Genomic DNA, 12,301 nt, shown 5'->3' with positions numbered 1-12,301 from the left:
CTGCTCGTCACCACGGCGTTGTTCTCAACCGCGCGGATCCCCCGCACCCCGTCGGTACGCCCGAACGAAAGGCTGCGGCCGCCCCCACGGGTCGCCGCCGTTCGTAGGACTTTCCCGCGTCGCTGTCCGGTGGCAGCATTCTCCCCGTGACTTTTGCCCATCGTTTGCGTCCCCGTCTCGTCGAAGAGCGAGCGTCGGTATCGCCGCTCGAGCTGTTCTTCGACCTCGTCTTCGTCTTCGCGCTCACCCGCGTCACCGACCTGATGGCCGAGGACCCCACCGGGGTGAACCTGCTGCGCGGCGCACTGGTGATGGCCGTCCTGTGGTGGAGCTGGGTGGGGTACGCCTGGCTCTGCAACCTCGTGCGCGCCGACGAGGGCATCGTGCGGGTGGTGATGTTCGGCGCGATGGGCGCCATGTTCATCACGGCCCTGACGATCCCCGAGGCGTTCGACGACCTGGCCGGCGGACTCGACGGCCCCGTCATCTTCGCCCTCGGGTACTTCGTCGTCCGCCTGCTGCACCTGGTGATGTTCTGGGTGATCAGCCGCACCGACCCCCAGCTGCGCGGTCAGGTGCTGCGCTTCGCACCGAGCATGATCACCGGCACCGTGTTCCTGCTCATCGCGTCGCAACTCACCGGCACCGCGCAGACGGTGATGTGGATCCTCGCCCTCGCCGGCGACTACCTCGGCACACTGATCGGCGGTACCGACTGGCGGTTGCGGTCGGTGAGCCACTTCGCCGAACGGCACGGCCTCATCATCATCGTCGCGCTCGGCGAGTCGATCGTGTCGATCGGCATCGGTGTGGCGAGCCTGCCGATCTCCTGGGCGATCATCGTCGCCTCGCTGCTGGGACTGGCAGTGTCGGGGCTGCTGTGGTGGTCGTACTTCGACGTGACGTCGCTGGCCGTCGAGCACGCCTTCGAGGAGGCGACCGGTGCGCGTCAGATCAGGATCGCCCGGAACTGCTACAGCTTCCTGCACCTGCCGATGGTGATCGGGATCGTGATGCTGTCGCTCGGCCTGAAGAAGATCCTGTCGTACGTCGGCGACGGCAACCATCACCGGCTCACCGACCCGCTGTACGGCTGGCCGCTGATCGCACTGTTCGGCGGCGCGGCGCTGTACCTCCTCGCGCTGGTCGCGTTCAAGGCGTACGCGACGGGGTCGGTCACCGTGCCGCGCGTCGTGACAGCGGTCGTGCTGATCGCGCTGCTCCCCGTCGTCTGGCACATCCCGGCCCTCGCCACCCTGGGCGTGCTCACCGCGGTCCTGGTCGCGATGATCGGATACGAGATGGTCCGGTACGACCAGCCCCGCGACGAGATCCGCCACGGAGGTGCTTCGCACCCGTGAGTACTTGTCAACGTCCGGCGGTTGACAAGTACTCACGGGCGAAGCAGTCCTGCACGGTGGCGGCACCGAATTACCTCTGAGGCCCGAGATGATCGAGCCGGAGGGATTGACACACCATGACCGACAACTCTCGCGGCCCACGATTACGCAGTCCACTGCGCGGACCGTGGCTGACCTCGGTATTCGGCCTCGTCCTGCTCATCGGACTTCCGGTCGTCATCGTCACGGGACTGCTCTCGTACATCGCGTACGGTCCGCAGTTCGGGCAGGCCCGTCCCGGCGACGTCGGGTGGCTGCACCTTCCGTACTTCGCGTGGCCCACCCGGCCGTCGTGGTTGTACCGGCTCACGCAGGGGCTGCACGTCGGGCTCGGACTGATCCTGGTGCCGATCGTGCTCGCCAAGCTGTGGTCGGTGATCCCCAAACTGTTCGTGTTTCCGCCGGTGCGGTCGCCGGCGCAGGCGCTCGAACGTCTGTCGCTGATCGCCCTGGTGGGCGGTGCGCTGTTCGAGATCATCACCGGGGTCCTGAACATTCAGTACGACTACATCTTCGGCTTCGACTTCTACACGGCGCACTACTGGGGCGCGTGGGTCTTCATTGCCGGGTTCGTGACGCACACGATCCTGAAGGTGCCGTTGATGGTGAGGTCGCTGCGTTCCCGGTCGTTCCGGGAAGTGCTGCGCACGTCCCGCGCGGACACGCGCCCCGAACCGCCGGACGAGAACGGCCTCGTGGCCGAAGACCCCACCCCGCCCACGATCAGCCGCCGCGGCGCCCTCGCCCTGGTCGGTGGCGGCGCCGCCCTGGTCGCCGTCCTGTCGGTCGGGCAGACCACCGGCGGGTTCCTGCGCAGCGCCGCGCTACTCCTCCCCCGCGGCCGCTCGTACGGCGACGGTCCCAACGACTTTCAGATCAACCGCACCGCCGCGGCCGCGCAGATCACCCCGGAGCAGATCGGCGACACCTGGCGGCTCTCGGTGACGGGTGGCGCGGAACCCGTGCAGCTGAGCCGAAGTCAACTGCGCGCGATGCCGCCGCACACCGCGTCCCTTCCGATCGCGTGCGTCGAAGGATGGTCCACCACCGAGACGTGGACGGGCGTGCGACTGCGTGACCTCGCGGACGCCGCCGGGGTGACGGCGTTCACGTCGGCGAAGGTGACGTCGCTGGAACGGTCCGGGGCGTTCAACCAGGCGGTGCTGACGTCCGATCAGGTGCGCGACGCCGACGCCCTGCTCGCCCTCGAGGTCAACGGCGCGGACCTGTCCCTCGACCACGGCTACCCCGCCCGGATCATCGTTCCCGCCCTGCCCGGCGTCCACAACACCAAATGGGTGCGGGCCATCGAATTCCGGGAGGCGTGAGATGCGCCGATTCGCCCGCTTCTACGGAGCCAACCCGCTGCATCTGCTGGCGGTGCTGTTCACGTTCGCCCTCGCCGGCTATGCGGTGGCGGTGGTCGGTCCGCAGAATCTGTGGAATCAGGACGTGTGGTGGAAGTCGATCGCCGTGTGGTTCCTCGGCGCGGTGATCGCCCACGACCTCGTGCTGTTCCCGCTGTACGCGCTCGCGGACCGGTCCCTGACGTCCGGGCTGAACGCGTTGCGGGGCAGGAGACCGCCACGACCGCAGCCGGTTTCGGCGCTCAACTATATTCGCGTACCGGCGCTCGCGTCCGGGCTGACGCTGCTGCTGTTCCTGCCGGGAATCATCGAGCAGGGTGCCGACGCGTATCTCGCTGCGACGGGGCTGACGCAGGGACCGTTCCTCGACCGCTGGCTGCTGCTCACCGCCACGTTCTTCGCGGTGTCCGCCGTCGCGTACGCCACCCGACTCGCGCTGTCCCGCAAGGATGGTGACACGGTGAGCGGCTCATGAGGAGAGCCGACGTGTCCACGGACCTTCTGATGCGGCGCGCGTCGGCGGGACTCCCGTGCTGGGTGCGCGACGCACGGGGAACGCGTCGCCCCCTGCCGGTGGGCCGGTGGATGGGCGGGGATGCATCCTCACTCTCCGATCGGATCGCGGACCGGGTGATGCTCACCGGCTGTCACGGCGCCACCGTGGATCTCGGATGCGGACCGGGGCGCCTCACCGCGGCGCTCGTGTCGGCCGGCGTCGCGGCGCTGGGCGTCGATTCGTCGTTCACGGCAGTGCAACTCACGATCCGCCGCGGTGGACTCGCGCTGCACCGGGACATCTTCGCGCCGCTTCCACGGTCCGGGCACTGGGACCGGGTGCTGCTCGCCGACGGCAACATCGGCATCGGCGGAGAGCCGGTGCGGATACTGCGTCGCGCGCGAGAATTGTTGCAACCACACGGAATTGTGATCGCCGAGGTGGATCCGCCGACCACGACAGGAGTTTGTCACGAACTACTGCGCTGGGAGACGGAGCATCTCGCCGGCGAGTGGTTCGCCTGGGCGAGTGTGAGTGTCGCCGCGATGTCCGGGGTCGCACGCGCCGCCGGACTGAGCGTGATCGATGTTCTGCAGCACGCCAATCGGTACTTCGTGCGGATGGAATGGGCGTAAGAGCTCTCCCATCCGACGGCGAAGTCGCACCGAATACCTAGTGAACATCCACCCACCACCCCTTCCTCCGGAAAGGTTGTTTGATCATCATGTCGAACTATCGAAAAGCACTCGTAGCAGCGGCCATCGGCACCCTCGCCCTGACCCCGCTCGCGGCGTGCTCGAGCAACGATTCGAATGCATCGTCGAATGTCAGCGCAGCAGCAGCCACGCAACCCGCACCCGTCGCCCAGGTCGACAACCTGACCGGGGTGAGTACCGCTGTCGCACTGGATTCCGGCTTCACCGGAGCCCTGACGACGCTCGGCCTCACTCCCGGAGTGGTGGGTACGGCGGCCCTCGCCGACGGATCGGTCAGCTTTCCGATCACCGGCGGCAACGTCAAGTACTGGGAGCCGGGCACGGTCGATCCCTACGTACAGGGCGAGATCATGCACGACGGCAGTGGATTGTCGCTGGCGGCACCCGGCACCGTCGTCGAACTCACCGATTTCGCGATCGACCCGGGCACGTCGCTGCTCACCGGGGACGTGAGCGTCAACGGTGCGCCCGCGGCGGCCGATGCGGTGTTGTTCGATCTCAACGGCCGCACGTTGAAGCCGCTGCAGACAGGACCGAACGACACCGCGATCCTGCAGGGTACCGAGGTCAAGATCTCGGAGGACGCGGCCGGACTGCTGAACGAGACGTTCAAGACCGACGCCGTGAAGCCGGGGCTGCTGGTCGGAATCGCCACCATCACGATCGCGACCAAGTGACCGTCTGCCCCCGAACGGCACCTCGGATGCGCCGGCCGTCACCAGTTCGTGAACAGAAGATGGTTGACGGCCAGCGCACCGGCGGCCTGCACCGCGAGCCAGAACCGATGGCTTCCGCGCGGCAGGAGTGCGGGGGCGGCGAGAAGCCACACTGCGAACGGCAACCAGATCCGCTCGGTCTCCGCCTTGCTCAACGCGCTCAGGTCGGCGATCACCACCGCCAGCAGCGCGGAGAGTACGAGGAGGGGAACCGGCGACAGCGCCCGCACCCGTGACCAGGCGAACGCCCGGGGCAGCGCGGCGGGCACCGCCAACCCCACCGCGCAGACGAGCGACGCGAAGTTGGCCCAGCCCCAGTAGGCGAAGGGACGATCCGACGCGATGCCCTGGTAATACCGTTCCTGCACCAGTTGGTAGCCGTCGAACCACCAGAATCCGTACAGCGTGAACACAGCCGCCACCGCGAGCGCACCGACCAGCGCGCCGACCAGCGGGCGGGCCGTGCGCGCGATCACCAGGACGGCGACCGCCGGAATCGCCATCAGCGTGAGCCCGTAACTGAGGTAGACACCGAACCCGAGCAGCACGCCCGCCGCCACCGCGACGAGGGCGGGGACCGGGACGGCCCGAGTCGCCGACAGGGCCAGCAGGGCGATCCCCCACGCCACCACACCGGCGAACAGTGCGTCCGCCGACACCGCCACCCAGATCGCGGCGGGTGCGAGGACGAGGAATGGGGCCGCGCGGCGGGCCATGGCCTCGTCGCCGAGCGCACGGATGGCGACGATCACCGCGGCCCCGGCGCTGGATCCGACCGCGACGCACAGCGCGGACGCCCAGGCACCGCCGTCGAGTCCGATCCGGTCGAGCCAGACGAACGTCAGGAGCGCACCGGGCGGATGCCCGGACACGTGGGTGGTCCACGAATCGGCCTGCAGGTCCAGGATCCGCCCCGCGAAACCGCGCAGCGTCGCGGGGATGTCCGTGACACGAGGGACCTCGTGGAGATACTCATCGGTGGAGGTCAGGCGCCCGGCGAAGCCACGCTGCCAGCCGTCGACCAGCGCGAGCGCCATCGACCACAGGGCGGAAACGAGCCACACTCCCACCGTGAGGCGACGCCACGCCAGCGTCTGTGCCAGGCCCGGCCCCCACATCACGACCGCCGCCGCGACGGCGACGGCGACCGGCGTCCCCCACCCGAAGTGCACGTCGCGGAACCCGAACAGCGGCGCGGCGTCCGCGAAGTCCCGCACGCTCTCCGCGGTGCGGTTGACGATCGGGGTGATGGTCTCGTTTCCCAGGCGCGGGACGACGAACGCGACCACCACCAGGATCAGGGCGAGCGCGGCGCCCACGACGTCGCGGTACGGAATATTCCGCTCCTCGGCGCGCTGCGGGGATCCGATGACGTCATCTCCTTCGGCGAAAGTCGCACTCGCGCCCAGCATAACGACGGAGGATTGACTGCATGACCGCAATGAGTGCACGCGAACCGGCCCGCGCGGACGTCGCCGTGATCGGCGGGAGCGGCTTCTACTCGTTCTTCGACGAGGACGCCGCGGACGTCACGATCGACACTCCGTACGGCCGCCCCAGCGCCCCGATCACGGTCGGCGACGTGGAGGGCAGGCGGGTGGCGTTCCTCCCCCGCCACGGCGCCCGGCACGAATTCGCGCCGCACACCATCCCGTACCGCGCGAACCTGTGGGCGCTGCGCACGCTGGGCGTGCGGCAGGTGTTTGCACCCTGCGCCGCCGGCAGCCTCACCCCGGACCTCGGACCGGGCTCGATGGTCGTGCCCGACCAGTTGGTCGATCGCACCAGCGGGCGCACCCAGACGTACTTCGACGGAGGCGGCGTGCACGTGCAGTTCGCCGACCCGTACTGCTCGGACCTGCGCAAGGCCGCCGCCCGGCCGGGCACCGTGGAGGGCGGTGTGCTGGTGGTGGTCGAGGGACCGCGCTTCTCGACCAGGGCGGAGAGCCTGTGGTTCGCCCGGCAGGGCTGGACCCTCGTCAACATGACGGGCCACCCCGAGGCAGTCCTCGCCCGGGAACTCGAGATGTGCTACGCCACCATCGCTTTGGTCACCGACCTCGATGCGGGGATCGAGGCCGGCGGCGGTGTACGCGCCGTGGACGTGTTCGCCGAGTTCCAGCGCAATCTCGGGTCGCTGAAGACGCTGGTGCGGTCCGCGATCGCCGCCGCGCCCGAGGGCGCCTGCGAAGCCTGCCGCGTCCACGAGGGTGTGACACTGCCGATCGAGCTGCCATGACGGGAACACGCGTACTGCTCACGGGTGCGGCCGGATTCATCGGCAGTCACGTCCGCGCCGCGCTGACCGGAGCCGGCCACGACGTCGTGGCCGTGGATGCGCTGCTCCGCTCCGCGCACGGTGCCGACGTCGAGCCGCCAGACGGTGTGCGACGCGCCGACGTCCGCGACCTTCCCGCTCTGATCGAACTGCTGCGGGGTGTGGACGTCGTATGCCATCAGGCCGCCGTCGTCGGTGCCGGTGTGGATGTGAGCGATGCCCCGGCCTACGCCAGCCACAACGATCTCGGCACCGCGACGCTGCTCGCCGCGATGCACGAGTCGGGTTGCGAGAAGCTGATACTCGCGTCGTCGATGGTCGTCTACGGAGAAGGCCGGTACCGCAACGGGCGGGGCGAGTTCGTGGAACCGGCCGCCCGCCGGGAGAAGGACCTGGCAGCCGGAATCTTCGACGAGACGGATCCCGATACCGGAGAGCGTCTGGAGTGGGCACTCGTAGAGGAGAACTCGCCACTACGGCCGCGGAGTCTCTACGCCGCAGGCAAGGTCGCGCAGGAGAACTATGCGCTCGCCTGGGCACTGGCCACCGGCGGTTCCGTGACCGCTCTGCGCTATCACAACGTGTACGGCGATCGCATGCCGCGCAACACCCCGTACTCCGGGGTGGCCGCGATGTTCCGTTCCGCCCTCGAGAACGGCGACCCACCGCACGTGTTCGAGGACGGCAGGCAGACGCGGGATTTCGTGCACGTCCACGACGTCGCGGCGGCGAACGTGGCTGCGGTCGAGGCGGCGCTGACCGGATTCTCGGCGTTCAATGTGTGCTCGGGACAACCGATCACGATCGGCGAGGTGGCCGCGACGCTCGCGCGTTCGTACGGTGGCCCCGAACCCGTCGTCACCGGCGAGTACCGTCCCGGCGACGTGCGGCACATCGTCGCCGACCCCCGGCTGGCCCGGGAGCGGCTGGGGTTCCGGGCGCAGATCATGCCCGCCGAGGGGATCGCGGCGTTCGCGCACGCACCCCTGAGGAACGCGGCGCCGGCGGGACCTCCCCGTGTCTGAGCGCGCACCGATCCGTGCACGGGACGTCACCGTCGTGATCCCGTGCATGAACGAGGCCGGATCCCTGCCCGGAGTGCTGGCCGCGGTGCCACCCGACTACCGGACGGTGGTGGTGGACAACAACTCCACCGACGACACCGCCGCAGTCGCCGGCGCGCACGGTGCGTCGGTGGTGCGGGAGCAGGTCCCGGGATACGGTTCGGCCGTGCACGCCGGCGTGCTGGCGGCGCGAACACCGGTGGTCTGCGTGCTGGACGGCGACGGCTCGATGGACCCGGGTGAACTCCCCCGGCTGGTCGCCGCGCTGGACTCGGGCGCCGATCTCGCCGTGGGACGGCGGCGAGCTGATCGGCGCGGCACGTGGCCGCTGCACAGCAGGACCGGCAACGCCGTCCTCGCCGCACGACTCCGGCGCCGGTACGGCCTGCCGATCCACGACCTCGGGGCGATGAGAGCCGTGCGCAGACAGGACCTCCTCGACTTGGGCGTCGACGACCGCAGGTCGGGCTACCCGCTGCAGCTACTGGTGCTCGCCGGCCGCGCCCACTGGCGGGTCGTGGAGCGTGACATCACGTATCGCCCGCGCACCGCCGGCGCGTCGAAGGTGTCGGGTTCGCTGAAAGGCACCGTCGTCGCCATCCACGACTTCTGGAAGGTGATCGGGTGACTCTCGACGTCGCGGTGCTCGTGGTCGCGAAGGCGCCGGTGCCCGGGTTCGCGAAGACCCGGCTCGCGCGGGACGTCGGCGACGCCCGGGCCGCCGACCTCGCCGCCGCCTCGCTGCTGGACACCCTGGACGCCGTCACCGGTGCGGGTGCCGCGCGGCGGGTGGTGGCGATGACCGGCGACCTCGGCCGGGCGGTCCGGGGCACCGACATCGCGTCGGCGCTCGACCGTTTCACGGTGCTGCCGCAACGGGGTGAGGATTTCGCGGAGCGATTGGTGAACGCCCACACCGACACGTTCGACGCGTTCGGCCTGCCGGTCCTCCAGATCGGCACGGACACACCGCAGGTGACGGCGGGACTGCTCGCGGAATCGGCGGACCTGCTCACCGAGAGGAAGGGCCGATGCGTCCTCGGACTCGCGGAGGACGGCGGGTGGTGGATCCTCGGAGTGCCCGACGCCGTGGCGGCGGAGGCGATCCGCCCGGTTCCCACGTCGAGTCCGGACACCGGACGCCTCACCCGGGAGGCGCTCCTCGCGGCGGGCGCCGAGGTGCTGTCGCTGCCGACGCTCCGCGACGTCGACTACGCGGCCGACGTCGCCCCGGTCGCCGCCCTCTGTCCGGAGTCCAGCCGCTTCCGCCGTGAGTACTTATTAACCGCCCGCGGTTGACAAGTACTCACGGGGCGTTGATGCGGGCAAGTGCGAGGCAGAGAGGTTCGGTGGGATCGAGTTCGATCCCATGGCTGGCCGGGGTCGCGTCGACGATCTTCGAGTCCGTGTCCGCCGAAGTCTCCGACGTCCGGTTCACCGCCCGCGCCGCGGTCGGGATCATGGTCTCGACCACCGACCTGTGGCTCGAGTCGTCGAAAGACTCCGGAAAACCGGACACCGGGTACTTCGTCGGCCAGCCGGTCGGTGAGGTCGCGCTCGACGTCGAGGGACAGGGCTGATCCCGCGCCGTCCTGTTTCAGCTCGCCGTCCGCCAGGAAGCGGAAGACGTTCGGGTGCTCGGCGACTGCCGACGTCTACAAGCTGGTGGCGCCCAAGTTCAACTTCCTGCTCACCACACCGCACAAGGCGCTGCACCATGCCAGCACCGGCGACTGGGTGGTGCGGTCGGCGATGGTCTTACCAACCTGTCGCTGGTCAAGAGCAACTCCGTCGGCGCATTCGCCGGACAGTATTCGCAGTGGCGTCGAACCTGCGGGACATGATCGTCCAGTACCAGGCCACGTCGTCCGCCCAGATCGTGCAGGCCGGGCTGGCGAGCGGCGATCAGGACGCCGCCGAAGTCCTGGTGTTCCTCGACCAGACGGTCACCAACTCCAACTCCCCGGACCCTCGTGTCGACCGGAACCGCATGCAACTGGCGCTGGTCCACGAGGGCAGCGGCTGGAAACTGGCGAATGTCCAACTGCTGTAACGCACCGTAACTTCCATGCCACCGGGCCCCTCTGCTCCCGCGCGTACCATCGGAGTGGATGTCGGAGAGAATGACACGCCATCCGTCCACCGTGGCCGACTGGAGCAACGATCGCCGCAAGGCGCGTCTGCACGCGACACGGCTCGGTCACCAGTGGCAGAAATTCGGTCGCACCCGGCGCCTCCTCGCCGCGGTCGCGCTCGGGACCGTCCCCCTGCTCCTGGCCGGCGGCCAGTACTGGGTTCACGACGTGCAACCCGAACGCGAGCGACTCGCACTCACCCAGCCACAGATCCACGAGGTGTACGACGCGCAGTCGCCCGCAGACCACGACACCGCCGTCGTCGACCTGGTCGGGTTGGGCAACAAGGATGCCACCGACACGGCCCGCACCCTGTCCTCGTACGACCGCATCGGGCGGGTATGGGCGGTCCAGTACGACAACGGCGGCATCGACACCAAGGTGATCAGCGAACTGATCGCCGCCCGCGCGGCCGACGAGGGCATCGACAACCTCGTCCTGTCCGGGCACAGCATGGGTGGCGTCGTCGCGCTGGAGGTCGCGCAGCACATCTACGAGGACACGGACGCCAACCTCATCGGAGTGGTACTCGACTGCACCCCGGTGGACCTGCACGCCGTCCGGGCCGGGAGCCGCGACAGCGGCGAGGACATGCTGAGGTGGATCGGCTGGCTCCCCGGCGCGCGGGAGAGCCGGACGATGCGCCTGCTGGTGGAGACCGCGGCCCGGCAGAGCAGGTTCCTCGACACGAAGTCGGACTGGTATCCGCACGTCGACGTCGACGAGTTCCGCGACGTCGTCGACGAGGTCCTCACCGAGAAGGTCCTGTCGGAGGACGTGGCGAGCAACGGGCTGATCGAATCGCAGTTCAAGACCATCGTCGCGTCCGGTGCGATCGACAACCTGAAGTCGCTGGCGGTGGAGACGGAAGACAAGCCGCGGCCCGGGATCGTCTTCGTGCGTCCCCGCGCGGGGTGGAAGGACCAGGTGGTCGACGTCGACTACACGCAGAAGATCCTCGTCGAACAGTCCGGCGGGACCGACGGCGCGCTGCTGGTGGCGAAGCTCGACGGGACCGGTCACGCGAATCCGAATCAGCAACCGGTCGCGTACAACGAGGCGATCGTAGGCCGCATCCTGCCTTTCCTCCAGCCCATGTTCGACGAGGTGTCGGTCACCAGCGACGCCGCGGGCGGCCGGCGGTGACGGCCCGGCCGGGCCATACCGTCGTGCGGGACTCCCACGCCCGTGCCAGCAGGACCGCCAGGCCCAGGTACGCCCATCCCGCCAGCACGTCCACGACGTAGTGCTCGCCGCCGTAGACCAACACGAACGCCATGGCGAGCGGGTAGGCGACCAGCAGCGCCCGCGACCACAGGTTCTTCGCGAACGGCCAGAGAGCGACGGCCACGAGCAGGGCGAACGCCGCGTGCAGGGACGGCAGCGCGGCGACGGGGTTGCTCTGCGCCTCCAGCCATCGTGTGCTGACATCAGTGGGGACCACACCGAATCCGAAACCGGCGACGCGGCCCACGCTGCCCGAGATCACGTCCCCCTCGGCGGCCAGCCACGGCGGAACGGACGGAAGCAGGATGTAGGTGACCAGGCCGAGATACGACAACAACAGCACCCGCCGCATGTACCCCGACCACAGGTCGCGCGAGTACACGTAGAAGACGGCCGCGACGACCCACGGAACGATGAAGTGGCTGGTGTAGACGATTCCCGTGAGCAGAGTCCACCACGGCAGCTCACCCGTCGGGGACAGCAGATTCTCCTGCAACCACACCGTGGGGATCGTGCCGCCGAACAGCCAGGTCTCCACGGACACCAGTTCCTCCGCCCGCACCGGCATCCCGAGTTCGTGGGCAAACCCCCGGCTGAGGTCGTACACGACGAGAGCGGCGATGAGCGGCAACCAGTCCCGCACGACGCGCAGATGGTCCTGCCACGGCCGGTCTATCGTGAAGGCGACGAGGCCGGCGACGATCCACGTCGCCTGGTAGATGCGGTCGGTGGGGAGCCCCAGCGTGTAGATCGTGACGGCCAGCGCGAGCAGGTACGCACACCACACCGCGCGCCGGAACCGCACTCGTCGCCAGGAGGCACCCGGCGTCCCCGGCGGCAGCGTGTTCGCGGGTGAGGACCGCTCGTCCGACCAGTCATCCACGCGCACAATGCTATCCCCC

The 12,301-nt window shown here is 69.1% G+C and carries 12 protein-coding genes and 2 pseudogenes; 12 read left to right on the top strand and 2 right to left on the bottom strand.

Annotated features, from left to right (window positions below; translation table 11 throughout):
- The first annotated feature begins 122 nt into the window (after positions 1-122).
- The 5 genes from G9373_RS11805 to G9373_RS11785 all read left to right on the top strand — a co-directional run bounded on the left by G9373_RS11805 (position 123) and on the right by G9373_RS11785 (position 4,656).
- Positions 123-1,361: a low temperature requirement protein A gene (locus tag G9373_RS11805; RefSeq protein ID WP_206032089.1), complete on the top strand. Its 1,239-nt coding sequence runs from the start codon at positions 123-125 to the stop codon at positions 1,359-1,361.
- 116 nt (positions 1,362-1,477) lie between these two features.
- A complete protein-coding gene (locus G9373_RS11800) occupies positions 1,478-2,728 on the top strand; it encodes a molybdopterin-dependent oxidoreductase (protein WP_064081039.1) in 1,251 nt (416 codons plus the stop codon).
- Position 2,729: 1 nt separating this feature from the next.
- The gene (locus tag G9373_RS11795; RefSeq protein ID WP_167115248.1) at positions 2,730-3,242 is read left to right on the top strand and encodes a hypothetical protein; all 513 of its coding nucleotides are present in this window, start codon (positions 2,730-2,732) and stop codon (positions 3,240-3,242) included.
- Entirely contained in the window at positions 3,239-3,898 is a 660-nt protein-coding gene (locus tag G9373_RS11790; RefSeq protein WP_206032070.1) for a class I SAM-dependent methyltransferase, read from the top strand. The genes G9373_RS11795 and G9373_RS11790 overlap by 4 nt, the downstream gene beginning before the upstream one ends.
- 89 nt (positions 3,899-3,987) lie before the next feature.
- Positions 3,988-4,656 (top strand): hypothetical protein, encoded by a 669-nt coding sequence (locus G9373_RS11785; RefSeq protein ID WP_054248869.1) that lies wholly within the window; start codon positions 3,988-3,990, stop codon positions 4,654-4,656.
- Between the two features lie 38 nt (positions 4,657-4,694).
- Here G9373_RS11785 and G9373_RS11780 read toward each other — a convergent pair whose 3' ends face one another.
- A complete protein-coding gene (locus tag G9373_RS11780; protein ID WP_054248868.1) occupies positions 4,695-6,107 on the bottom strand; it encodes a hypothetical protein in 1,413 nt (470 codons plus the stop codon).
- Between the two features lie 20 nt (positions 6,108-6,127).
- Between G9373_RS11780 and G9373_RS11775 the strand changes: the two genes are divergently transcribed.
- The 7 genes and pseudogenes from G9373_RS11775 (at position 6,128) to G9373_RS11745 (ending at position 11,318) form a co-directional block, all read left to right on the top strand.
- Positions 6,128-6,934, top strand: coding sequence for an S-methyl-5'-thioadenosine phosphorylase (locus G9373_RS11775; protein ID WP_005567860.1), 807 nt, complete (start codon positions 6,128-6,130; stop codon positions 6,932-6,934).
- Positions 6,931-7,998 (top strand): NAD-dependent epimerase/dehydratase family protein, encoded by a 1,068-nt coding sequence (locus G9373_RS11770; RefSeq protein ID WP_005567858.1) that lies wholly within the window; start codon positions 6,931-6,933, stop codon positions 7,996-7,998. Before G9373_RS11775 ends, G9373_RS11770 begins: the two co-directional genes overlap by 4 nt.
- 7 nt (positions 7,999-8,005) lie before the next feature.
- Positions 8,006-8,665 (top strand): annotated as a pseudogene (locus G9373_RS11765) (glycosyltransferase family 2 protein); the annotation flags it as partial.
- A pseudogene (locus G9373_RS11760) lies at positions 8,662-9,336 on the top strand (DUF2064 domain-containing protein); the annotation flags it as partial. The pseudogenes G9373_RS11765 and G9373_RS11760, both read left to right, overlap by 4 nt.
- Before the next feature lie 74 nt (positions 9,337-9,410).
- On the top strand, positions 9,411-9,617 hold the full coding sequence (locus G9373_RS11755; protein WP_240960467.1) for a TetR family transcriptional regulator: 207 nt from the start codon (positions 9,411-9,413) through the stop codon (positions 9,615-9,617).
- A gap of 260 nt (positions 9,618-9,877) precedes the next feature.
- Positions 9,878-10,090 (top strand): hypothetical protein, encoded by a 213-nt coding sequence (locus G9373_RS11750; protein ID WP_120661348.1) that lies wholly within the window; start codon positions 9,878-9,880, stop codon positions 10,088-10,090.
- A gap of 70 nt (positions 10,091-10,160) precedes the next feature.
- Positions 10,161-11,318 carry an alpha/beta hydrolase gene (locus G9373_RS11745; RefSeq protein WP_167115242.1) on the top strand — a complete coding sequence of 386 codons (1,158 nt, stop codon included), beginning with the start codon at positions 10,161-10,163 and terminating at the stop codon, positions 11,316-11,318.
- On the opposite strand, the gene G9373_RS11740 is transcribed toward G9373_RS11745, so the two are convergent.
- On the bottom strand, positions 11,287-12,240 hold the full coding sequence (locus G9373_RS11740) for a phosphatase PAP2 family protein (RefSeq protein ID WP_206032085.1): 954 nt from the start codon (positions 12,238-12,240) through the stop codon (positions 11,287-11,289). The two genes, G9373_RS11745 and G9373_RS11740, sit on opposite strands and share 32 nt — an antisense overlap.
- Between the last annotated feature and the right edge of the window lie 61 nt (positions 12,241-12,301).

It is taken from the genome of Rhodococcus sp. A14 (assembly GCF_011603105.1).
In the GTDB taxonomy this organism is placed as follows: Bacteria; Actinomycetota; Actinomycetes; order Mycobacteriales; family Mycobacteriaceae; genus Rhodococcus_F; species Rhodococcus_F opacus.
This window is presented reverse-complemented; position numbering and strand designations above follow the sequence as displayed.